The 22,108-nt window shown below is 72.0% G+C and carries 18 protein-coding genes and 1 riboswitch; of the genes, 8 read left to right on the top strand and 10 right to left on the bottom strand.

All coding sequences use genetic code 11. The features are described 5' to 3' along the window. Window positions 1-171: 171 nt before the first annotated feature. Window positions 172-588 carry a cobalamin B12-binding domain-containing protein gene (locus tag ACFVHO_RS09615; RefSeq protein ID WP_289946803.1) on the bottom strand — a complete coding sequence of 139 codons (417 nt, stop codon included), beginning with the start codon at window positions 586-588 and terminating at the stop codon, window positions 172-174. 470 nt (window positions 589-1,058) lie between these two features. On the opposite strand from ACFVHO_RS09615, the gene ACFVHO_RS09620 reads away from it, so the two are divergent. Together ACFVHO_RS09620 and ACFVHO_RS09625 are read left to right on the top strand one after the other, a co-directional pair. Continuing rightward, window positions 1,059-1,910 (top strand): esterase/lipase family protein, encoded by an 852-nt coding sequence (locus ACFVHO_RS09620; RefSeq protein ID WP_385711918.1) that lies wholly within the window; start codon window positions 1,059-1,061, stop codon window positions 1,908-1,910. Between the two features lie 317 nt (window positions 1,911-2,227). Further along, window positions 2,228-3,910: a M23 family metallopeptidase gene (locus tag ACFVHO_RS09625; RefSeq protein ID WP_385711920.1), complete on the top strand. Its 1,683-nt coding sequence runs from the start codon at window positions 2,228-2,230 to the stop codon at window positions 3,908-3,910. 95 nt (window positions 3,911-4,005) lie between these two features. Here ACFVHO_RS09625 and ACFVHO_RS09630 read toward each other — a convergent pair whose 3' ends face one another. Next, window positions 4,006-6,579 (bottom strand): ATP-dependent DNA helicase, encoded by a 2,574-nt coding sequence (locus ACFVHO_RS09630; protein WP_385711922.1) that lies wholly within the window; start codon window positions 6,577-6,579, stop codon window positions 4,006-4,008. A 275-nt stretch (window positions 6,580-6,854) separates the two neighbouring features. Then, a riboswitch (cyclic di-AMP (ydaO/yuaA leader) is annotated at window positions 6,855-7,012 on the top strand. 7 nt (window positions 7,013-7,019) lie between these two features. On the opposite strand from ACFVHO_RS09630, the gene ACFVHO_RS09635 reads away from it, so the two are divergent. Further along, entirely contained in the window at window positions 7,020-8,258 is a 1,239-nt protein-coding gene (locus ACFVHO_RS09635; protein WP_385711924.1) for an NlpC/P60 family protein, read from the top strand. Between the two features lie 132 nt (window positions 8,259-8,390). Here the strand turns inward: ACFVHO_RS09635 and ACFVHO_RS09640 are convergent, their stop codons facing one another. Further along, a complete protein-coding gene (locus tag ACFVHO_RS09640; protein ID WP_385711926.1) occupies window positions 8,391-8,744 on the bottom strand; it encodes a hypothetical protein in 354 nt (117 codons plus the stop codon). 396 nt (window positions 8,745-9,140) lie between these two features. Here ACFVHO_RS09640 and ACFVHO_RS09645 point away from each other — a divergent pair, with 396 nt between their 5' ends. Beyond that, window positions 9,141-10,199, top strand: a complete 1,059-nt coding sequence (locus ACFVHO_RS09645; RefSeq protein WP_385711928.1) for an NlpC/P60 family protein — start codon at window positions 9,141-9,143, stop codon at window positions 10,197-10,199. 13 nt (window positions 10,200-10,212) lie between these two features. Here the strand turns inward: ACFVHO_RS09645 and ACFVHO_RS09650 are convergent, their stop codons facing one another. Continuing rightward, window positions 10,213-10,953, bottom strand: coding sequence for a LuxR C-terminal-related transcriptional regulator (locus tag ACFVHO_RS09650; protein ID WP_385711930.1), 741 nt, complete (start codon window positions 10,951-10,953; stop codon window positions 10,213-10,215). Beyond that, on the bottom strand, window positions 10,950-12,239 hold the full coding sequence (locus ACFVHO_RS09655) for a PspC domain-containing protein (protein WP_385711932.1): 1,290 nt from the start codon (window positions 12,237-12,239) through the stop codon (window positions 10,950-10,952). The genes ACFVHO_RS09650 and ACFVHO_RS09655 overlap by 4 nt, the downstream gene beginning before the upstream one ends. Before the next feature lie 267 nt (window positions 12,240-12,506). Here ACFVHO_RS09655 and ACFVHO_RS09660 point away from each other — a divergent pair, with 267 nt between their 5' ends. Beyond that, window positions 12,507-13,844, top strand: coding sequence for a PspC domain-containing protein (locus ACFVHO_RS09660; protein ID WP_385711934.1), 1,338 nt, complete (start codon window positions 12,507-12,509; stop codon window positions 13,842-13,844). Next, window positions 13,831-14,118, top strand: coding sequence for a hypothetical protein (locus ACFVHO_RS09665; protein WP_385711936.1), 288 nt, complete (start codon window positions 13,831-13,833; stop codon window positions 14,116-14,118). Before ACFVHO_RS09660 ends, ACFVHO_RS09665 begins: the two co-directional genes overlap by 14 nt. Here the strand turns inward: ACFVHO_RS09665 and ACFVHO_RS09670 are convergent. The 3 genes from ACFVHO_RS09670 to ACFVHO_RS09680 form a co-directional block, all read right to left on the bottom strand. Then, window positions 14,115-14,642, bottom strand: coding sequence for a DoxX family protein (locus ACFVHO_RS09670; RefSeq protein ID WP_385711938.1), 528 nt, complete (start codon window positions 14,640-14,642; stop codon window positions 14,115-14,117). The two genes, ACFVHO_RS09665 and ACFVHO_RS09670, sit on opposite strands and share 4 nt — an antisense overlap. Before the next feature lie 245 nt (window positions 14,643-14,887). Further along, complete coding sequence (locus ACFVHO_RS09675; RefSeq protein ID WP_385711940.1) at window positions 14,888-16,153, bottom strand: hypothetical protein; 1,266 nt, start codon at window positions 16,151-16,153, stop codon at window positions 14,888-14,890. 220 nt (window positions 16,154-16,373) lie between these two features. Beyond that, the gene (locus ACFVHO_RS09680) at window positions 16,374-17,159 is read right to left on the bottom strand and encodes a class II aldolase/adducin family protein (RefSeq protein WP_385711941.1); all 786 of its coding nucleotides are present in this window, start codon (window positions 17,157-17,159) and stop codon (window positions 16,374-16,376) included. A 184-nt stretch (window positions 17,160-17,343) separates the two neighbouring features. Between ACFVHO_RS09680 and ACFVHO_RS09685 the strand changes: the two genes are divergently transcribed. Then, a complete protein-coding gene (locus ACFVHO_RS09685) occupies window positions 17,344-17,823 on the top strand; it encodes a pyridoxamine 5'-phosphate oxidase family protein (RefSeq protein WP_385711943.1) in 480 nt (159 codons plus the stop codon). Between the two features lie 77 nt (window positions 17,824-17,900). On the opposite strand, the gene guaA is transcribed toward ACFVHO_RS09685, so the two are convergent. Beyond that, window positions 17,901-19,505 carry a glutamine-hydrolyzing GMP synthase gene (gene guaA, locus ACFVHO_RS09690; RefSeq protein ID WP_385711945.1) on the bottom strand — a complete coding sequence of 535 codons (1,605 nt, stop codon included), beginning with the start codon at window positions 19,503-19,505 and terminating at the stop codon, window positions 17,901-17,903. A gap of 505 nt (window positions 19,506-20,010) precedes the next feature. Here guaA and ACFVHO_RS09695 point away from each other — a divergent pair. Then, window positions 20,011-20,325: a chorismate mutase gene (locus ACFVHO_RS09695; RefSeq protein ID WP_385711947.1), complete on the top strand. Its 315-nt coding sequence runs from the start codon at window positions 20,011-20,013 to the stop codon at window positions 20,323-20,325. Window positions 20,326-21,214: 889 nt separating this feature from the next. Here ACFVHO_RS09695 and ACFVHO_RS09700 read toward each other — a convergent pair. Next, complete coding sequence (locus tag ACFVHO_RS09700) at window positions 21,215-22,078, bottom strand: hypothetical protein (protein ID WP_385711949.1); 864 nt, start codon at window positions 22,076-22,078, stop codon at window positions 21,215-21,217. Window positions 22,079-22,108 lie beyond the last annotated feature (30 nt).

The following is a 22,108-nucleotide window of genomic DNA, read 5'->3' on the forward strand; positions in this document are numbered from 1 at the left end:
GCCGCACCAGCCGCACCAGCCGCACCAGCCGCACCAGCCGCACCAGCGTCAACGCCTCCGCGGTGCCCGAAGTCCCGTCCCCGGGACAAACAGCGGCGGACCCCGGTGCCCACGACACCGACGCCCGCCCCGAACCGCGAGAACCGCAAGAACCGCGAAAACCGCAGAGGCCTACGCCCCGGTCGGCTGCCGCACGTTCTCCCGCACCCACTCCACGATGGCCGTGGTCGTGGCCCCGGGCGTGAAGATCTCCGCGACGCCCTTCTCCTTCAGGGGCGGAATGTCCTCCTCGGGGATGATCCCGCCGCCGAAGACCTTGATGTCCTCCGCGTCGCGCTCCTTGAGGAGCTCGATGACCCGGGCGAAGAGGGTGTTGTGCGCGCCGGACAGGATGGAGAGGCCGATCGCGTCGGCGTCCTCCTGGATCGCCGTGTCGACGACCTGCTCGGGCGTCTGGTGCAGGCCGGTGTAGATGACCTCCATGCCGGCGTCGCGCAGCGCCCGCGCGATCACCTTGGCCCCCCGATCGTGGCCGTCGAGCCCCGGCTTGGCGACCACCACGCGGATCGGACCGGCTGCCACACCCATCACTGCCTCCATGTACAGAAAGCCGTCTGCCAGAAAGCCGCCTGCGGAATCCCGCCCGCACGGAAACCCGGCTGTCCCGGCTCGGACACCCCGCGCCGCACCGGCCGGGTAGGTGAACGAACGTTATCTCCAGCATCGCGCAGCCCGCAGTTTCGTGGTGGAGAGCGAGGGGGAAATCACACGGTGGGACACGTTCGCTGCGCGCCGCTCCCGTGTTCACCCGGCACATGGGCCGGATCCGCCCGGTCACCCGGGCCGCATCCCACCCGGCGCCCGGGCCGCGACGGGAGCCGCGCGAGGGGAGCCGCCGCGAGGCCACCGCACCACCGCGCCGTCAGCCGCACGGCACGGTGGTGTCGGCGCTTCGCCAAGGAGTGCGCCGCGACGGGGACGGCACGACCGCTCCCGGCTTCCCACGAGGAGTACACGGGGGACAGAGCTGCCTCCCGTGTGCCGACCGGGAGGTCACCATGACGATCACGAGGGTCCAGCCCTTTCGCCACTGCAGCACCCTGCTGCCCGCCAGCCTCGCGGGCCTGCCGCTCGCGCTTCTGAAGGCGACCGCGCTCGAGCTCGTGATCCTCGCCGGACACCTCCTGCTGTATCCATCGGGCATCACCCAGGAACGCCGGACGGCACCACCGCCGCCACCGGACGCGCCCCGGCTGCCCGCGAACGACAAGCCACCGGTGCTGCTCCTGCACGGCTTCATCGACAACCGCTCCGTGTTCGTACTGCTGCGCCGCAACCTCGCCCAGCACGGCAGGCAGCACCTGGAGTCCCTCAACTACTCGCCGCTGACCTGCGACATCCGTACGGCGGCCGAGTTGCTCGGCCGCCACATAGAGGAGATATGCGAGCGCACGGGCCATGACCGCGTGGACGTCGTCGGCCACAGCCTCGGCGGCCTCATCGCCCGCTACTACGCACAGCGCCTGGGCGGCGACGCCTGCGTCCGCACCCTCGTCACCCTGGGCACCCCGCACTCGGGCACCCGGGTGGCGCCGCTCGCGGACGCGCACCCGATCGTGCGCCAGATGCGGCCGGGCTCGGACGTGGTGGCGGAGCTGCGGGAGCCCGCGCCGGGCTGTCGTACGCAGTTCGTGAGCTTCTGGAGCGAGCTGGACCAGATCATGGACCCCGTCGAGACGGCCTGCGTCGACCATCCGGACCTGATCGCGCAGAACGTCCGCGTCTCCGGGATCGGTCATCTCGCCCTGCCGGTGCACCCCGCCGTGGCGACGGCCATCCGTCAGGCCCTCGACCTCGCGGCGCCGGGCATGAGTTCCGCCGGGTCGGCCGACGGCCTCACGGTGGCCTGACCTCCGGCCGCGAAACCCGACCGTCGACCCCGACCACCGCCCCGGTCCGATCCCGGCTCGATTCCGGTTCGCCATAGCCGGACGACCGGCTCCGGATTCCGGTTCCGCGACACCCGATCCGGACCCGAACCCACCCCTCGCACTCGAACGAACCTCGAACACAGAGCCAAAGCTGTGCCCGCAGACCGCCGAAAGGCGGCCGAATGCCCGTTTCCGCCGAACGGGAAACCTGGCGAAGATTGTCGCGCCCACGTACCGCCGGGTACAGTCGCGGCACTGCTCTGCCAGCCCATGCTGTCGAGGCGAAAGAGAAGTTGGTGAACGACCGTCACCCGTCGGAGACCCCCGCTCCGGCCCCGGCACCCGACGCCGACTACGCGCCCTATGGGTCCTACGACCAGCAGAGCGCGCAGCACGTCGGCTACATCGGGTACGACGGCTATTCCACCGGCTCCTTCTCCACCACCGGTTTCAACGCCCCTGGCAGCTATGACGCAACGGGCAGCTTCGACACTTCCGGTTCCGGTTTCGCCGTGCCCGGCGCGGGCTTCGCGACCGACCCGCTCTTCGGCGATCTGCCCGGCGGCCACGACACCGGCCAGTGGTCCACGACCGGCACGCAGCAGACCCTGACGTACGACGCGTACGCCGCCCAGCCCGGACACGACACCGGCACCCACGACACCACGGCCGCCTGGGGCGCCGGGTTCCAGCCGCTGTCGGACATCCCCTCGCAGCCGGGCCCCGACTCCGGCGCCACCTGGGACGCCGGCGCCTGGAACGAGGCCCCGGCGACCGGCCAGTGGGCCACACAGGTCTTCGACACCGGCGCGTACGACGCCACCGCCTGGAACTCGGGCGGCCACGACGCGTACGACACCCCGCAGCACGACGCCTACGAACCCGCGCACCAGCACGACGCGTACGGCGTCCCACAGGAGCACGACGTCTACGAAGCGCGTGACACGGCCTACGACCCGCAGGATGGTTACGCCGCCCCGGATCCGTACGAGACTCCGGCGGCCCTGAGCCCCGACGCGTACGGCACCGGCGAGACGGCGTACGACAGCGACGACGCCACGCACACGTTCCTGCCCGACGAGGCCCCCGACGACCGGCTCGGCGGCGTCGAACCGGTCAGCGATCACGCCGGGCACGACGACCGGGCCGACGACGAGCGCGCCGACCTCGGCGACTACGCGCCGGTGGACCGCCCCGAGCGCTCCCGTTCCGCCCGGTCGGCCGCGCCCCGCGGCGGCCGGTCCCGCTCGCGCCGCTCCCCCGCCAAGCGCTCCGCGCTGTTCACCGTCGCCGTGCCGTCGGCCTGCGTGATGGGTGTCGCCGGTGTGGCCGCGGCCTCCGTCAGCGGTCTCGGCGGGGGCGATGACGGCAAGGACACCCAGGCGTCCGCACCGGACCCGGCGACCGTGAAGCCGTCCACCGCCAACAACAAGCTCGACACGCAGTTGGCGAACCTCTCCGCGGACGCGGGCGACTTCGCGGACCGCGCGAGCCGCACGCAGGAACGCATCGACCTCAAGGCCCAGAAGGTGGCCGCGCACAAGCAGGCCGTCGCGGAGGCCGCGCGCAAGGAACGGCTGCGGCCGAAGTTCTCGCTGCCGGTCGCGCAGCGCGGCCTGAGCGCCTACTACGGCCAGGCGGGCGTCAACTGGATGTCCGCGCACTCCGGGATCGACTTCCCGGTGGCGTACGGCACGGAGGTCAAGGCCGCCACCGACGGCACGGTCTCCACGAAGTACAACAGCGCCTACGGCAACATGGCGATCGTGACCGCCAAGGACGGCACGGAGACGTGGTACTGCCACCTCTCCACGCACAAGATCGCGAGCGGCCCCGTGAAGGCGGGCGAGACCATCGCCTTCTCCGGTAACTCCGGCAACTCCACCGGCCCGCATCTGCACTTCGAGGTCCGCCCGGGCGGCGGCTCGGCGATAGACCCGCTGTCGTGGCTGCGCAGCCACGGGCTCGACCCGACATAACCCCTCGAAGGGCGACGCAACCCCCGAAGGGTGCAACTCCAGCCCCCGTCGCTGGAGTTGCACCTAAAGAGTGTCCCTCTTACTCCGGGTGAGGGCTACAGCTTTTCCACCGGCGCGTACCTCAGCAGCAGCCGCTTCGGCTTCTCCGCGCCGAAGTCGACCGTCGCCTCGGCGTTCGCCCCGGTGCCCTTCACGCCGACCACCGTGCCGAGTCCGAACTGGTCGTGCGTGACGCGGTCGCCGATGGCGAGCGACACCACCGGCTTCTCCGACGCGCGGCGGGTGGCGAAGCCCTGCGCGCCGCCCGCGCGGGAGCGCGACGACGACAGCGAGGCGGCGACCCCGGCCGCGGGTCCGGACGACGCGGGCGCGCCGACGGATCCCGTCCGCTTCCAGTCCAGATGGGTCTCGGGGATCTCCTCCAGGAAGCGCGACGGCGGGTTGTACGACGGCTGGCCCCAGGCGCTGCGCAGGGAGGACCGGGTCAGATAAAGCCGCTCCCGCGCGCGCGTGATGCCCACGTACGCGAGACGCCGCTCCTCCTCCAGCTCCTTGACCTGGCCGAGGGCGCGCATGTGCGGGAACACGCCGTCCTCCATGCCAGTCAGGAACACGACGGGGAACTCGAGGCCCTTGGCGGTGTGCAGCGTCATGAGCGTGATGACTCCGGAGCCGTCGTCCTCCTCGTCGGGGATCTGGTCGGAGTCGGCGACCAGGGCGACGCGCTCCAGGAAGTCCGAGAGGGACCCGGCGGGAGCGGCACCCTCAGGGGCCTCCGCGGCGGTCTCCGCGCCCTCCGGGGCCTCTGCCGCAGCCTCGGCGCCCCCCGGGGCCTCCGTGGCGGTCTGCGCGCCCTCGGCCGCGGCGCTCGCCCCCTCGGCGGTGTTGTTGTCCTGCTCGAACTCCAGGGCCACGGCGGCCAGTTCCTGGAGGTTCTCAATGCGCGTCTCGTCCTGCGGGTCGGTGGAGGACTGCAGCTCGGCGAGATAGCCCGTCCGCTCGAGGACCGCCTCCAGGACGACGGCGGGGCCCGCGCCGGACTCGACGACGGTGCGCAGCTCCTCCATGAGCGTGTTGAAGCGCCGTACGGCGTTCGTGGAGCGGGGCGCCATGCCGTACGCCTCGTCGACGCGGCGCAGCGCCTGCGGGAAGGAGATCTTCTCGCGCTGCGCGAGGGCGTCGATCATCGCTTCGGCGCGGTCGCCGATGCCGCGCTTCGGCACGTTCAGGATGCGGCGCAGCGGGACGCCGTCCTCGGGGTTGGCGAGGACCCTCAAGTACGCGAGGACGTCGCGGACTTCCTTGCGCTCGTAGAACCGCACGCCGCCGACGACCTTGTAGGGCAGGCCGACGCGGATGAAGATCTCTTCGAAGACACGGGACTGGGCGTTCGTGCGGTAGAAGATCGCCACGTCGCCGGCCTTGGCGTCGCCCGCGTCGGTGAGGCGGTCGATCTCGTCGGCGACGAACTGGGCCTCGTCGTGCTCGGTGTCCGCCACGTACCCGGTGATGCGGGCGCCCGCGCCCGCGTTGGTCCACAGGTTCTTGGGGCGGCGGCTCTCGTTGCGCTCGATGACGGCGTTGGCGGCGGTGAGGATCGTCTGCGTGGAGCGGTAGTTCTGCTCCAGGAGGATCGTGGTCGCGTCCGAGTAGTCCTCCTCGAACTGGAGGATGTTGCGGATCGTGGCGCCGCGGAAGGCGTAGATGGACTGGTCGGCGTCACCGACGACGCACAGCTCGCCGGGCTCCTCGCCCTCCCCGGAGGGGCCCACCAGCTCGCGCACGAGGGCGTACTGGGCGTGGTTGGTGTCCTGGTACTCGTCCACCATCACGTGGCGGAAGCGGCGGCGGTAGTGCTCGGCGACGTCCGGGAAGGCGCGCAGCAGGTTCACCGTCGTCATGATCAGGTCGTCGAAGTCGAGGGCGTTGGCCTCGCGGAGCCGCGACTGGTACATCGCGTACGCCTGGGCGAGGGTCTTCTCGAAGCCGTCAGCCGCCTGGGCGGAGAAGTCCTCCTCGTCGATCAGCTCGTTCTTCAGGTTCGAGATCTTGGCGCTGAAGGACTTCGGCGGGAACTTCTTCGGGTCGAGGTCCAGGTCCCGGCAGACCAGGGCCATCAGACGCTTGGAGTCCGCGGCGTCGTAGATCGAGAACGAGGACGTGAAGCCCAGCTTCTTGTACTCCCGGCGCAGGATGCGCACGCACGCGCTGTGGAACGTCGACACCCACATCGCACCCGCGCGCGGGCCGACGAGCTGCTCGACGCGCTCCTTCATCTCGCCCGCGGCCTTGTTCGTGAACGTGATCGCGAGGATCTGGCCCGGGTGCGCGCCGCGCTCCGCGAGGAGGTACGCGATGCGGTGGGTGAGCACCCGCGTCTTGCCGGAGCCGGCGCCCGCGACGATGAGCAGCGGGGAGCCCGCGTGCACGACGGCCGCGCGCTGGTTCTCGTTCAGGCCGTCGAGCAGCGCCGCCGGGTCGATCGCGGGGCGGGGGGCACCGTCCCGGTAGTACGCGTCCCGGGGTGCGGGCGCGTCGAACCTCCCTTGGAACAAGTCGTCCGGAATGGGCTCCGGAGCGCTGTCCTCGGGCGGCGGCGGGGGTTCCTCGTCGTGGCCCTGCGAGGGCTTGAGGTCCGCCAGGAAGCTGTCGTCAAAGAGGCTGCTCATCGCCTCCCGAGTCTAGGCGGCCCCACTGACAACCCGCCCCGGGTTCCGCGAGGCCGCCCGGAGCCCGCCCGGTTCCGGCCACGCCCGCGCTGCGCGCCCGGGGCGTCACGCTGCGCCACGGCCCCGGCCGTCCGCGTCAAGGCGGCGCCAAGGGCCTCGTGAAGTCACGAAAATGTATCGGGCATATCGAACATCATCCTTCCCTCGCGCCACGGGAGTTGGCTAGCGTGCTGCGCGGGCCGCACGTCCCCCCACCGGCGATCCCCGCCGGTCACGCGCGGCCTCCGCCGAGTCCGACGTGTTCGGAGCCGGGGACCCACCACGTTCTTTGGGGTGAATCCGTTCCGTACGACGTGCGGAACAGTAGGGCAGCCTTCCGAAGCACCCGCCCGAACCCGACAGCTAACCCGGTAGGCGGTCCACGGAAGGAGTCGCCAGCTTTGGCGTCGCACCGCAAGCCGCGCAGCCGCTCAGCCCTCATACGCACGACCCCCGCCCTCGGCATCACGACGGCCGCCCTGACGTCGGTGGCCCTGCTGTCGCAGAGCGCGAACGCCGCCCCGTCCGCCCCCACCGAGCCGGGCAAGCCGAGCCTCGAAGAGGTCCAGAAGAAGGTCGACGACCTCTACCAGCAGGCCGGAGTGGCCACGCAGAAGTACAACTCGGCCAAGGAGCGCACCGACAAACAGCGCAAGAAGGCCGACCGGCTCCTGGACGACGTCGCCAAGCGCACGGACCGGCTGAACGAGGCCCGGCAGGAGCTGGGCTCCTTCGCCGCCGCGCAGTACCGCACCGGTGCCGTCTCCGAGACCGCCGCGATGATGCTCGCCGACGACCCCAAGGGCTTCTTCGACCAGAACCATCTCGCGGACCGGCTCACCAGCCGCCAGAAGAAGGCCGTCGACGACTACCAGACCCAGCAGGTCGCGGCGACCAAGCAGCGCGCCAAGGCCACGAAGAGCCTGAAGTCGCTGCAGGACTCGCGTGACGACCTCCGGACGAGCAAGCAGACCGTCCAGACCAAGCTGACCGAGGCCCGCTCGCTCCTGTCGAAGCTGACCGCCGAGGAGAAGGCACGGCTCGCGGCGATCGAGAAGCGCAAGGAGGAGGCCGCCAAGCGCAAGGCGGCCGAGCTGGCCCGCAAACAGGCCGCGGAGGAGCGCGAGCGGAAGGCCAAGGAGGCCGCCGAGCGGCGCGAGCGGGAGCGTGAGCAGGGGCAGGAGCAGGGCTCAGGGTCCGGTTCGGATTCCGGTTCGGACAGCGGTTCCGGGTCGGGCTCGGGCTCGGACACGGGGTCCGGCTCGGGTTCGGGTGCGGGCAGCGGCTACGCGGCCAAGGCCGAGAAGGTGATCGCCTTCGCCGAGAAGCAGATGGGCAAGCCCTACGTGTGGGGCGCCACGGGGCCCGGCTCCTACGACTGCTCCGGGCTCACGCAGGCGGCCTGGAAGACCGCCGGGATCTCGCTGCCGCGCACCACCTGGGATCAGGTGAAGGTCGGCACGACCGTGCCGACCTCCCAGGCCAAGCCGGGTGACCTGGTCTTCTTCTACGACGACATCAGCCACGTCGGGATCTACATCGGCGACGGCAAGATGATCCACGCCCCGAAGCCGGGCGCGAATGTCCGCGTCGAGTCGATCTACTACATGCCAATCCACAGCGTCGTCCGGCCCGCGTGAACCGTTGACCCTCTGCGCACGCGATCGCTGTCCGCGCGTACGCGATCGCTGTCTACGTAGAGCCACGAAAACGTAGAGCCGAAAATGCCCCGCACGCGCGCGTGCGGGGCATGTCGCGTCAGGGGGCCGCGGTCACGTCCAGAGCACCGCGATGAAGATGTTCGCCGTCGTGAGACCGCCGACCGCGCCGAACATCCCCTTGTCGACCTTCTCCTCGTCCCGCTTCACGTACACGAGCCCGAGAATCACGATCAGCAGCGCGAGCTTGATGCCGATCTTGAGGTTGTTGACCGTGTTGTCGTCAGCCTGGTTCAACCCGACGAGGGCGACTCCGGTGATCAACATGGTCAACGCGCCGTGCAGCATCGCGGGGCTGAACCGGGCCGTGCCCTCGCCCATCGCCTTCATCTGGGTCAGGAAGCCGCCCAGGAGCGAGGCGATGCCGATGATGTGCAGGCCGACGAAGAGATGGATGAGTACGTCCATGGGGCGGAGCCTAATTCCCGGCCCTCGACGCGGTCCGGGCGGGTCCGTACCACCCATCGCCGGAAAGCGGGCCGCAAGCGCCGCATCGGTCACGCGGGCCGCGAAACCCGCCACCGCACCCCGGCAGGTCCGCTCGCATCCGCTCACTCCTCGCCACTCATCCGTCGTTAGCGCACATCGGGTCACGAACCGGTGACGGTCAGGTTTAGCGTCCTCTGCCAGGTGACCGGCTCCCCACCGCCACCCCTTCCAGGGGCGGCAGTCGGCCACCTCCGCCGAGAAAGTCCGACGGCGTCCCGCTCCCCTGTGCGAGCGCCGTCGGACCGGCACCACAGCGGCGTCAGGCCCGGCGGCACCGGTGAGGGCCCCGGCCACAAGGAAGGACGTGGAGCCTCCGTGGCAGCGCACCGCAAGCCCAAGCAGCGCTCGCTCAGCGGCCATACGGCCCGTACGGCCGCCACCCTCGCTCTCGCGTCGGCCGCCACCGCGACCGCCTTCGAGGGCACCGGGCACGCGGAGCCCAAGCTCACTCCCAGCGAGGTGAAGGACAAGGTCGACGAGCTCTACCGCGAGGCCGAGGTCGCCACCGAGAAGTACAACGGCGCCAAGGAGAAGGCCGACAAGGCCGAGCGGTCCCTGACCGACCTGCGCGACGAGGCGGCCCGCAGGACCGAGAAGCTCAACACGGCACGCCAGGGCCTCGGTTCACTGGCCACCGCGCAGTACCGCACCGGAGCCATCGACCCGTCGGTGCAGCTTGCGCTCTCCTCCGACCCCGACGAGTTCCTCGACCGGGCCTCGCGCGCCGACCGCGCGGGCCACCGCCAGGCCGCCACCGTCACCGACGTACGCCACCAGATCCGTGAGCTCGACCAGCTGCACACCGAGGCGGACGGCACGCTCGACGACCTCAAGTCCCGCCAGGCGGACCTGCGGAAGCACAAGAAGACCGTGACCGGCAAGCTCGCCGAGGCCAAGCGGCTGCTCGCGCGGCTGACCGCCGAGGAGCGCGCCCGCCTCGCCGCGGACGGGTCGGGCGGGGACACCGACCGGGCCTCTCGCAAGGCCCCCCGGGGCCCCGCGCCCGGCGCCTCGAAGGCCGTCGGCTCCCGCGCCGCGGCGGCCGTCTCGTACGCCTACAAGGCCCTCGGCAGCCCCTACGTCTGGGGCGCCACCGGCCCGAGCGCCTTCGACTGCTCCGGCCTCACCCAGGCCGCGTACCGCGCCGCGGGCGTCTCGCTGCCGCGCACGACGTACGCCCAGATCGACGCGGGCCGACGCGTCTCACGCGCCGAACTCCAGCCGGGCGACCTGGTGTTCTTCTACTCCGGCATCAGCCACGTCGGCCTCTACGTCGGCGACGGCAAGATGATCCACGCCCCGAACCCGAGTGCGCCGGTCCGCGTCGCGCCCATCGACGAGATGCCGTTCGCCGGGGCCGCCCGAGTGGCGTGAGCCCGCCCCGCCGTCAGACCAGTCGCCGCGCCGTCGCCCACCGCGTCAGCTCGTGCCGGTTGGAGAGCTGGAGCTTGCGCAGCACCGCGGAGACATGGGACTCGACCGTCTTCACGGAGATGTAGAGCTGCTTGGCGATCTCCTTGTACGCGTACCCGCGCGCGATGAGCCGCAGCACCTCGCGCTCGCGCTGCGTGAGGCGGTCCAGGTCCTCGTCGACGGGCGCCGCGTCCGTCGACGCGAACGCGTCCAGGACGAAACCGGCGAGCCGCGGCGAGAACACCGCGTCGCCCTCCTGGACCCGGAAGATCGAGTCGACCAGGTCAGTGCCGGTGATCGTCTTGGTGACGTAGCCACGGGCGCCGCCCCGGATGACCCCGATGACGTCCTCCGCGGCGTCCGACACCGAGAGCGCGAGGAACCGCACCGGGTTCTCCGCGTCCGCCATCAACGGCGCGCACCGGCGCAGGACTTCGACCCCGCCGCCGCCCGGCAGGTGCACGTCGAGGAGCACCACCTCGGGGCGCGTCGCCGTGATGACCGTGACCGCCTGGTCGACGTCGGCGGCCTCGCCGACCACCTCGACGCCCGTGCGCTCCGTCCGGCCGATCTCCGCCTGCACGCCGGTGCGGAACATCCGGTGGTCGTCGACCAGGACGACCCGCACGTGCCGCCCGACCCCGGCTCCCCCCGCCTCGCCGCCCTGCTGGACGTCGGCCTCCGTCGGTCCGCCCTCTTCGGTCGCGTCGCTCATGTCGCCGCCGTCCTCTCCATCTCCAGCTCGACTTCCGTGCCGCCGCCCGGCACCGCGCGCAACCGCGCCGTACCGCCGTTCCGCTGCATACGGCCGATGATCGATTCTCGTACGCCCATGCGGTCGTCCGGCACGGAATCCAGATCGAAGCCCGGACCGCGGTCCCGCACCGACACGAAGACCGTCTCCCCCTCGACTTCGGCGAAGACCTGCACCGCGCCGCCCTCGCCACCGTACTTGGCGGCGTTCACCATCGCTTCCCGCGCGGCCTGCATCTGTGCCGTCAGCCTGTCGTCGAGCGGGCAGTCCCCGACGACGACCACCTCGATCGGGACGCCGTGCTTGTCCTCGACCTCCGCGGCGCTGCGGCGCACGGCCTCGGCGAGGGTGTCGGGCTCCTCCGCCTCGTCCTTGCCGGTGCCCTCCGGCTTGTACAGCCAGGCGCGCAGGTCACGCTCCTGGGCCCGGGCGAGACGGCGGACCTCACCCGCGCTGTCCGCGTTGCGCTGGATCAGCGTCAGGGTGTGCAGCACCGAGTCGTGCACGTGCGCGGCGACCTCCGCGCGCTCCTGGGCGCGGATGCGCATCAGCCGCTCCTCGGAGAGGTCCTGCGACATCCGCACGAGATAGGGGCCCGCGAGCAGGGCGATCCCGACGAGCACGGCGAGCGCCGCCTGAAGCGCGGCCCCGAGGTCGGACGCGGAGCCCCGCAGGACGAAGATGCCGGACACGCCCACCCCGACGAGGACCACTCCGGCGGCGGTCCGGGCGATCGTCAGCGTGCGCCGTCTGCGGCCGACCTCCATCCAGCGGGCCCTGCGGGCGTTGTCCGCCTGGCGCCAGACCAGCGCGACACCGGCGGCGACGAGCAGGGTCGGCCACAGATAGGCCTGCGTCGGGCCTTCCAGGTCGACGCTGCCGACGAAGACCGTGACGATGACGACCATCGCGAGCAGCGCGAAGATCTGCCCCTTGTCGGGCTTGCGGGCGACCAGCTTGCGGCGGCCGTCCGCAGACGTCTCGGTGGACACCACGGCCGGTCGCTCGGCGCCGCCGACACCGCCCACGCCCAGGGGCACGAAGAACCAGAACGCCGCGTACAGCAGCGCGCCCAGGCCGTTGTCGAGGAACAGGCCGATGAAGATGATCCGCACCCAGATCACCGGCAGCCCGAGATGGCCCGCGAGGCCGCGCGCGACCCCGCCGAGCAGGCGGCCCTCACCGCTGCGATAGAGCTTCCGCAGCGGCCGCTCGTCTTCGATGGGTACAGCTGCGGCTTCCGGCATGTGTCCGATGTTCACACGCGGGCGCGGGTGGGGGCATCAGGGTCGAGCCCCGAGACTCCCCTGATCTCCCGGCCGACCCTCCGCTGGTCCCTCGACCGGTCCGCCGCTGGCCCGCGGCCGGTCGGCCGGGCCTCGCGCCCGGGTTTTCCGGGGCCGTCCCGAGATGAGGTCAGGGCTGTGGGGTCCGGGGCGGTCAGGGACGATTTCAGGGTTGGGCCAGGGTTGTCCCGGCTGCCGCGGCGGGCTGCCGGGCGTCACCATGGACTCATGACAGATCAGCAGCCCGCGTCGGGCCCGTCGGCCCCGCCGCACGAGTCCGCCACCGCCACGGCCGCGGAGCCGGGCGGTCCGGAGGCCGTGCGCGAGCCCAAGCTCCGCCGCGACCGCCGGCACCGCAAGCTGGGCGGCGTGTGCGCGGGCCTTGGGCGGCACTGCCAGATGGACCCGGTGATCTTCCGCATCGGCCTCGCGGTGCTCGCGATCACCAGCGGTCTCGGCCTGGTCTTCTACGGCTTCGCGTGGCTGTTCGTCCCGTACGACGACGAGGAGGAGAACGACGCCCGCCGCCTCCTGACCGGCCGCGTGGACGGCCACGCGCTGACGGCCGTGCTGTTCGCCCTGGTGGGCTGCGGCGTGTTCCTGACCCTGCTGAACAACAGCGACGCGCTGACCTTCGCCGCCGTCCTCGCCCTGCTGCTCGCGGGCGCGGGGTATTGGTCGCAGCACCGCGGCGCACCCGACCCCGACCCGGTGGCGGTGCAGGCCGCGGCGGACGCGCCGCCCGAGACCCTGGCCCCGCCGGTGGCGGGCGGCCCGTCCTGGTGGCGCGACCCGCTCACGAAGGGCACGGGACCGGAAGGAATGCCGAAGTACTTCTGGGGCCCGGACCCGGTCGCGGTGGAGTATCAGCCGGACGCCCCGCACTCCCCCGCGGGCTGGCGCACCCCCGCCCCCGAGCCGACGGGTCCGCGCGGGCCGCGCTGGCTCGGCGGCTGGGTGTTCCTCGCCGCCGTGCTCGCGGCCTGTCTCGGCTCGTCCCTGACCTGGGAGGACCAGCCCCTCGGCACGAGCCTGCAGACCGGCCTCGCCTGCGCCCTGGCCGTGCTCGGACTCGGCATCGCGGTCAGCTCCTTCCTCGGACGCACGGGCGCGGGCTCGATCGTCCTCGCGGTGATCACCGCGGGCCTGGTCGCGGGCGCCGCCGCCCTGCCGAAGAACATCACCACGGACTGGATACGCACGGACTGGCGTCCGGCCGCCACGGCGGACGTCAGTCCGCACTACGAGCTGGGCACGGGCGTGGGCACGCTGGACCTGAGCCGGATCGACCTCGGCAAGGGCCAGACGGTGAGCACGAGCGCGGAGGTCGGCGCGGGCCGTCTGAAGGTGATCGTGCCGAGCGACGCCGAGGTCCGGTTGCAGGCAGAGGTGGGCGTCGGCGACATCCAGTTGCCGGGCGACGAGAGCAAGGACGTGGACGTGGCACCGGGCAAGGAGAAGAAGGCGACCCTGGCCCCGCCGGGGGGCGCGAAGAACGGCGGCACGGTCGAGCTGCGGCTCGAAGTCGGCGTCGGACAGGTGGAGGTGGCACGTGCTGCGTCATGAGTTCCAGCCCGGCAGGCTGGTGGCGGGCTTCTTCCTGGCGGTGGCCGGCCTGGTGTACGCGGGCGACGCGGGCGGGCTGTGGGACACCCCGTGGTTCGCGATGATCCCGATCGTGGTGGGAGGTCTGTTCCTCGCGGCGGCGACGGCGGCCGTGGCCCATGGCATACGCAAGGCCCGGCGGCCCCGCGCGCAGGACCCGGGCAGTCCGACGGCCGGGCCGTCTCCGGAAAGGCCGAAGAACAGGACCTCGGACGGGGCCTCGGACAGGCCCTAGCCCAGCCCCAGTCCTCTGGAGCTGCGGCGTTCGGCGAGCCAGGCGTCGACGGAGAGGTAGGACGCTCCGGCGAGGATCAGGGGCAGCCAGGCCATCAGGTACGGAAGGTCGTTGCCGTAGTAGTAGGGCTCTTCGTGCCAGCTCATGGTCAGCCAGAGGCTGAGGGAGATCAGGGCGCCGCCGAGCGCGGCGATCCGGGCGAAGAGGCCGATCAGGATGCCGATGCCGACGGCGAGTTCACCGAAGGCGATGGCGTAGCCGAAGCCGACGGGGCTCTTCAGGGCCAGGTCGACGAGTTCGGGGAAGGCGGCGAGGTCGCGGACGCCGCGCATGGTCTCGCCGATGGACCCGACGCCCTTCGCCTTCATGAAGGCACTGTCGGTGATCTTGTCCAGGCCCGCGTAGACGAAGGTGACGCCGAGGAAGACCCGCAGGGGGAGCAGGGCGTATCGGGTGGCGTTGTCGCGCCAGTCGTTCCGCCTGGCGTAGTTGGTGTGGCTGTCCGTGCGCATGCCGTGAGCCATCGTTGTCCGCCGCCTCTCCCGCGCCTCGGCCATTGCCCCGTCAACTGACCATACGTACGAGAGGGAGCCGCTGCTCAGTGGCGTGCGGCGGATTCCTCGACGGCTTCCGGGCGCCCGCGGAGGGGGCGGGGTTCCGGGGCACTCGGGAGGGGGATGTGCATGCGTCCATTCGGAGCGGTCCGGGCGGCCGGGCGAGGGGTGCGGGGAGCGGTTCGGTGTGCGGCGGGGGTGGTGGTGCGAGCCGGTCAGTCGGTGACGTCGATGGTGCAGCGGTTGGTCTCGACGCCCGCGGCGGTGATCACTTGGACGTCGACACGGCCGGGTTCGACGTCGACGGGCACGGGGACGGTCAGGACGGCGTCGGTGGGGTTGGTGAAGCCGCCGGGGACGGGGACGAGGGGCACATGGACGTGGACGGTGCCGATGCGGACGGCCATCCGGGCAAGCCGGTCGGCGCTGCCCGCGCCGGGCGGGACGAAGCCTGCGCCGCGGATCTCGATGTCGTCGCCAGTGCGGATCGGGGCGTCCAGGTCGCCCGCCTCGCGGGAGCGGACGACGGAGAGGATGACGGGCCGGCCGCCTTCGGCGTACTTGCCGGCCAGGTACGTCGCGGCGGACACGAGGACCAGCAGGGCCAGGCCCCACGGCAGGTCGGGCAGTTGCTCGGGGCGGCGCGCGAGCCGGACGGCGACGAAGACCACGGCGACGGCGCTGACGAGGACGTACTGGACGTCGGCGAAGTGGCCGCGGCCCGCGTCGTCGGTGAGCAGGTCGGCGGCGCGCGGCCGGTCGGCGCGCACCTTCTGGAGCCGCTGGCCGAGGACGCGCAGACCGACGACACGGCGTACGAGCACGGCGACGCCGCAGACGACGGCGAGGACGGTCACCAGGCCCGCGGCGCGGGCGAGCTTGAGGCCGTCGACGAGGTCCTCGCGCGTGTCGTGGCCGGAGGCGGCGGCGAGTTCGCCCGCGAGGACGAGCACGGCGAAGACGACGAACAGCACCCAGCAGGCGGCCACCGCGCGGGAGGTGGAGAGCCGGTTGTCCTCACCGATGACGGGCGCGATGACGCCACCGCGGGCCCGGTGCAGATACGCGGCGCCGCTCAGGGCCACGGCGACGACGAACGCGGCGAGCAGCCCGGCCGTGCGGGCCGTGGTCCAGCCCGTGCCGACGGCGGTGAGGGCCTGGACGAGCAGCAGGATCAGGACGCCGACCCAGACCACGGCGAGCGTGCGTGGCCACAGCCGGGAGAGCCAGGCCTGGCCCTCGGCGCGGCCGCGTTCGGCGACGGTTCGCGCGGACTGGGTCAGTTCGTCCGACACCCATTGGCGGGAGGCGCCCGCGGAGTGGACGACGGCCGCGGGCACGCCGTGCCCGGCCGCCAGCTCGTCACGCTTGGCGAGGAACGCGGCCACGGCGCGCCGGTGCCCCTCGCGCGCCCCGTGCGGGGAGTCGCCGCACGCGCAGCCACCCCCGTGCGCCCCCTGCCTGGCTTCCTGCACCGCCACCGCGTACGCCGCCTTCCCCACCCTTGACCGAAGCCACCGCGGGCCACGCGTCCGGATCTTCGTTCGGTCGCGTGTCCGTGAACTTCCTTGCGGTGTCTGGGAATTGTGCCGCACGGACGCCTGTGCGTGCTCCGCGGGTCAGGTCAGCACGGGTGGTCCGGCGGCGCGCTGGTTGACGCCGCGCGCGGGCGGGCACGCGTGTGCGGGCGGCGGGGCGGGGTCAGGCGAGCAGGTCGGGCTCGGCGCGGGTGACGTCCTGCCACAGGGGCTGGTAGTTGATCCAGGCCACGAGGTCGCCGCCGAGCTGTTCGCGGGTCTCGACGGCCTGCTTGTGCCCGATGAGGACCGGGCGTCCGGCGGCGCGGGCGGCGAGCTGGATCTGGCAGGAGCGCTCCATGGAGATGAACCACCAGGCGGCGGCGTCGACGGAACTTCCGACGGTGAGCAGCCCGTGGTTGCGCAGGACGAGGGCCTTGTGGTCGCCGAGCGCGGCGGCGACGAGGCGCCCCTCGGCGGCGTCGACGGTGACGCCGGTGTAGCCGTCGTAGAGGGCGTGGCTCTCGTAGAAGGCACAGGACTCCTGGGTGAGGGGGTCGAGGAGTTCGCCGAGGGCGGCCAGGGCGCGGCCGTGCGTGGAGTGGCAGTGCGCGACGGCGACGGCGTCGGGGCGGGCGCGGTGGACCTGCGCGTGCACGGTGAAGGCGGCCTGGTTGACGTGGTGGCGGCCCTCGACGACCTGGCCCTCGGCGTTGGCGAGGACGAGGTCGCCGACGGTGATGTGCTTGAAGGGCATGCCGAAGGGATTCACCCAGAAGCAGTCGTCGTACTCGGGGTCGCGTGCGGTGATGTGCCCCGACACCCCGTCCTCGTAGCCGAGGCGGCCGAAGATCCTGAGGGCGGCGGCGAGCCGTTCCTTGCGGTGGCGCCGCTCGTCCTCGGGCGTCTCGTGCGCCGGCGGCATCGCGAACTGCAACCGCTCGACGGGTATGGGTGTGGGCGCCTGCATGTGTCCTCCGTCCCTGGCCGTACGGAGCGGAAGTTACCGCCGGTCAGTGCAGGAAAACAGGGGTCTCCTGTGAAGGGAGTCAGCAGCCGGGCCCGGGGCGCGCCGAGCGGGGCGGGCCGGAGGGTTCGGAAGCTGTGCGCGAAAGGCGACAGGAGGTGTCCCCTTTGGGGGACAGAATCGACGCATGACGATCAACTGGGCGGCTTTCACGGCCGCGGAACCGGAGCTGGCGCGGACCGTCGAGGACCGCTTCGGCCTGTTCACGCACCACGTCCTCGCGACGCTGCGCAAGGACGGGTCGCCGCGCACGACGGGCATCGAAGTGCGTTTCCTGAACGGCGAGTTGTGGCTCGGGATGATGCCGAACTCGCTGAAGGCGCTGGATCTGCGCCGCGACCCGCGGTTCGCGCTGCAGGCGAATCCGGGTGCGGGCACGGGGATGGCGGGCGGCGACGTACGGATCGCGGGGCGGGCGGTCGAGGTGCGGGACCAGGAGACGATCGCGCTGTACGTGGACGAGGTGGAGCCGCCGGACCCGTCGGCGTTCCACCTGTTCCGTACGGAGCTGACGGAGGTCGTACGGACGTCCATCGAGGAGGAGAAGTACATGGCGGTGCAGCTCTGGAAGCCGGGGCAGCCGCTGAAGAAGACCAGGCGGACGTGAGAACGCCGGTGCCGCCGCCCGGATCATGGGCGGCGGCACCGGCGTTCAGGCCGAGGAGGCCGGCAGGGCCGTGGGGACTACTCCCACTCGATGGTGCCCGGCGGCTTGCTCGTCACGTCGAGGACGACGCGGTTGACGTCGGCGACCTCGTTGGTGATGCGGGTCGAGATCTTCGCGAGCACGTCGTACGGCAGCCGGGACCAGTCGGCCGTCATGGCGTCCTCGGAGGAGACCGGGCGCAGCACGATCGGGTGGCCGTAGGTGCGGCCGTCGCCCTGGACGCCGACGGAGCGGACGTCGGCGAGCAGCACGACCGGGCACTGCCAGATCTCCCGGTCGAGGCCGGCCGCGGTCAGCTCCTCGCGGGCGATGGCGTCGGCCTCGCGCAGCAGGTCCAGGCGCTCGCGGGTGACCTCACCGACGATGCGGATGCCGAGGCCGGGGCCCGGGAAGGGCTGGCGCTGGACGATCTCGTCCGGCAGGCCGAGCTCCTGGCCGACCATGCGCACCTCGTCCTTGAAGAGCTTGCGCAGCGGCTCGATGAGCTGGAACTCGAGGTCCTCGGGGAGGCCGCCCACGTTGTGGTGGGACTTGATGTTGGCGGTGCCGGTGCCGCCACCGGACTCGACCACGTCGGGGTAGAGCGTGCCCTGGACGAGGAACTCGACGGGCTGGTCCCCGGGGGCCTCCGCGACGATCTCGGCCTGGGCCTGCTCGAAGACGCGGATGAACTCGCGGCCGATGATCTTCCGCTTCTCCTCGGGGTCGGACACCCCGGCGAGCGCGGAGAGGAACCGCTCCTGCGCGTCGACGACCTTCAGCTGGACGCCGGTCGCCGCCACGAAGTCCTTCTCGACCTGCTCGGTCTCGCCCTGGCGCATCAGGCCGTGGTCGACGTAGACACAGGTCAGCTGGGAGCCGATGGCCTTCTGGACGAGGGCCGCGGCGACCGCGGAGTCGACGCCGCCGGACAGGCCGCAGATGGCGCGCTTGGAGCCGACCTGGGCGCGGATCGCGGCGACCTGCTCGTCGATGACGTTGCCGGTGGTCCAGGACGGGGTCAGGCCCGCGCCCCGGTACAGGAAGTGCTCCAGGACCTGCTGGCCGTGCGTGGAGTGCATGACCTCGGGGTGGTACTGGACGCCGTACAGCTTCTTCTCGTCGTTCTCGAAGGCCGCGACCGGGACGACGTCCGTGGACGCCGTGACGGCGAAGCCCTCGGGGGCGGCGCTGCACGCGTCGCCGTGCGACATCCACACGGACTGCTCGTCCGGGGTGCCCTCGAAGAGGGTCGAGCCGGACTTGGAGACGTGCAGGGGCGTGCGGCCGTACTCCCGGGCGCCGGTGTTGTCGACCGTGCCGCCGAGGGTCGTCGCCATCAGCTGGAAGCCGTAGCACATGCCGAAGACGGGGACGCCGGCCTCGAAGAGGGCGCGGTCCACCGACGGGGCCTGGTCGGCGTACACCGAGGACGGGCCGCCGGAGAGGATGATCGCCGCGGGGTTCTTGGCGAGCATCTCGGCAACCGGCATGGTGCTCGGCACGATCTCGCTGTAGACCCGGGCCTCGCGGACGCGGCGGGCGATGAGCTGGGCGTACTGCGCTCCGAAGTCGACGACCAGGACGGTGTCGGGGGCGGCGGGGGGCGCTACTGGCACGGTTTGCCTTCCGGCGGTGAGCATGAGGGTGTGTTCGTCGATTCTAACGGGGGTCGGGGGGTGGGCGTCTGGTGTGGTTGTTCGCCCCCTCCGCCCCTTCCCGCCCCGTCCCCGGGGCTGCGCCCCGGACCCCCTGTCGCGCTTCGCGCTCGTCCTCAAGCGCCGGACGGGCTGAGTGGGGGTGGGGCCAGGTCCGGGCGGGCTGAGTAGGCGTAGCGCCGGGGCCGGGCGGGCCGAGTGGGGGTGGAGACAGGCCCGGACGGGCCGAGGGGGCGTGGGGACCGGGCCGGGCGGCTGAGTGGGGGTGGTGCCGGTGGCGGGTGGCGTGCGTAGACTGGGGCGCATGTTCTCGCACTCGACCTTCGTCTTTACCTATGGCATCCGGCTCGCCGGCTGCCATGGTCGAGCTGCTTGACGTAACGCCAAGCGACTTCCCAGGCGCCCCGGGCCGACAAGGCCCGGGGCGTTCTGTTGCTCCCGGGCACCGCCGCCCCGGGGCTCCGCCAGCCGATCGAGGAGCCCCAGCAGCATGAACGCCACCCCTTCCACCACCGGCCCCGCCACGACCCCCGCCGAGCAGACCGGCGCCCGTACCCCCGAGGCCGCCGAGCTCATCGGCGGTGCCCGCGAGCGCATCGACGCCCTAGACGACCGGATCATCGGGCTCGTCCAGGAACGGATGGCCGTCTCCGCCGTCATCCAGGAGGCCCGCATCAGCTCCGGCGGCCGACGCGTGAACCTCTCCCGCGAGATGGAGATCCTCAGCCACTACAGGGACGCCCTCGGCAAGCCCGGCACCCAGCTCGCCATGACGCTCCTCGAGCTGTGCCGGGGCCGCGTCTGAGCCCCGGCACGGACCCGTCCCCGCCCCGGCGAAAACCGGAACCACTGCGCCACGCACCTGAGTTCGGATCCCTTCTCACCCGTACGGCGCGTGACCGGTTCCCAACGGGCTTCGTTGGTCCCGATGTCCGTGCCAGCCAGGGGCGGGCCGCAAGAACCACGCGTGGCTCCGCTGGAGCGATGAGGCGTACGCGACTCGTGTACGCCGTGGGACCTCGCTCCAGAGAAGTGACCGGACGGCAGGGGACAGCAGCCCGGTCACCCAGGGAACGGTCGGCTCCGGGGACGCCCGGAGCCGGTCGGCCTCGGCCCCCTTCCGGCACCGCTCCCCCACCGCTCCCGCCTCGTTTCCCACTCCGATCCCGCCTCGGCCCGTCTTGTCCTCACCTGGGCCCCCACCTCGGCTCCGCCTCGTTCCCGACCCGTCCCCGGTCTGCTCGTGTTCCGTTCCCGTTCCGCTTCCCGCTCCGTCTTTCCGAGCCGTTTCGGCGGCCCCGCCCCCTCCGCTTCCCCGCGGCCCGCCCCGCACGCTTTTCGGCCAGCCTCACCGCCCCGGGCCTTTCCGGCCTTGTGCCGCAAGATGTCGTCGAAACAGTTGCGCGGAGAACCGGCCATCCTCCACGATGCGTAGAGGGAGAGGGGCTCAGGACCCCGCTTTCCACAACTCCATTGCCATTGGTCTACACCAGCTGCGCGCCCCTTGTGCGCCGGGTCGGCCACCGGCTCTCTCGACCAGCGGCGCACTCCCCCGGCGCCGCACCGAGGCACCGACGCTGCCCTGACGTCGGTGCTGACAGCCAAGGGCCCCGCGGATCCGTCCCGCGGGGCCCTTCGCTCTGCCACCGAACCGGCAGCGCCTGCCGTCACCGGACAGGCAGCACCGGCGCCTGCTACCCCACCTTGTCCAGCTGCGCGTCCACGACCACCGAAGGCACCTCGGGCTCGTCGTCCGCCTTGTCCGAGGGGGGCAGGCCCGAGCCGCCGCCACCCTGCCGGGACTCCTCCTCGCCCGCCACGGCCTCCGGGTCGTAGTAGTTCCGCGCGACGAAGGAGACCAGCGTCGAACCGTCCCGCACCACGACGACCGCGTGCCGCTTCACGAACTGCTCCTCGCGGCTGCCGATCTTGTACGCGACCGACTCGTCACCCTTGTCCGGCGCGGCCTCGGGCGCGACGCCGCTGTACCGCACGCCGCCCGCGCGGAACGCGCCGCACTCCTTCGACTTCGCCGCCGTCCGCACCTCCCGCAGCGCCTTCCGCGCGCCGTCCGGGCTGTCGTACGCGAACAGCTCGACGTCCGTCGTCGCCAGGTCGTCGCGCACGCGCTTCGGCGCCACCGTGCGGCCCGCGTGGGCCTTGGCCTTCGGCGGGGTGGCGGCGGCCACCATGTCCGAGAGCGGGCGGCAGGCGGCCGGGGTCGCCGCGGCGCCGTCCGATGCGGCCTCCAGCTTCGACCGCTCCCGGGGCGTCACCTCGTACCGCTTGAGCGCCGGACGCTTCAGGTCGCCCGCGGCGATGACCTTCGCCTTCAGCTTCTTCGCCTCGGGGGACCGGTCCGCGGAGTCGTCGGCGCCGGAGCCGCCGTCGGCACCCGACCCGCCACCCGGACCCTTCGGCTTCGCCTGCGACGTCGACGACTTGCCGCCGTCGCGGTCACCGCCCCCGTCCCCGTCGCCGCCACCGCACGCGGCGGTCAGACCCAGAGCGGCCGCGACCGAGACGGCCACCACGACACGCGACACAGCTGACTTCACGTTCCGTTCCCCCAAGATTCCTGGCGCACC

This window comes from Streptomyces sp. NPDC127108, from assembly GCF_042677545.1.
Taxonomy (GTDB): Bacteria; Actinomycetota; Actinomycetes; order Streptomycetales; family Streptomycetaceae; genus Streptomyces.

Excerpts from the sequence above, each read along its gene's own strand:
- ACFVHO_RS09615 (WP_289946803.1), bottom strand. The coding sequence starts at position 588 with ATGGGTGTGGCAGCCGGTCCGATCCGCGTGGTGGTCGCCAAGCCGGGG.
- ACFVHO_RS09620 (WP_385711918.1), top strand. The coding sequence starts at position 1,059 with ATGACGATCACGAGGGTCCAGCCCTTTCGCCACTGCAGCACCCTGCTG.
- ACFVHO_RS09630 (WP_385711922.1), bottom strand. The coding sequence starts at position 6,579 with ATGAGCAGCCTCTTTGACGACAGCTTCCTGGCGGACCTCAAGCCCTCG.
- ACFVHO_RS09640 (WP_385711926.1), bottom strand. The coding sequence starts at position 8,744 with ATGGACGTACTCATCCATCTCTTCGTCGGCCTGCACATCATCGGCATC.
- ACFVHO_RS09650 (WP_385711930.1), bottom strand. The coding sequence starts at position 10,953 with ATGAGCGACGCGACCGAAGAGGGCGGACCGACGGAGGCCGACGTCCAG.
- ACFVHO_RS09655 (WP_385711932.1), bottom strand. The coding sequence starts at position 12,239 with ATGCCGGAAGCCGCAGCTGTACCCATCGAAGACGAGCGGCCGCTGCGG.
- ACFVHO_RS09660 (WP_385711934.1), top strand. The coding sequence starts at position 12,507 with ATGACAGATCAGCAGCCCGCGTCGGGCCCGTCGGCCCCGCCGCACGAG.
- ACFVHO_RS09670 (WP_385711938.1), bottom strand. The coding sequence starts at position 14,642 with ATGGCTCACGGCATGCGCACGGACAGCCACACCAACTACGCCAGGCGG.
- ACFVHO_RS09680 (WP_385711941.1), bottom strand. The coding sequence starts at position 17,159 with ATGCAGGCGCCCACACCCATACCCGTCGAGCGGTTGCAGTTCGCGATG.
- ACFVHO_RS09685 (WP_385711943.1), top strand. The coding sequence starts at position 17,344 with ATGACGATCAACTGGGCGGCTTTCACGGCCGCGGAACCGGAGCTGGCG.
- guaA (WP_385711945.1), bottom strand. The coding sequence starts at position 19,505 with ATGCTCACCGCCGGAAGGCAAACCGTGCCAGTAGCGCCCCCCGCCGCC.
- ACFVHO_RS09695 (WP_385711947.1), top strand. The coding sequence starts at position 20,011 with ATGAACGCCACCCCTTCCACCACCGGCCCCGCCACGACCCCCGCCGAG.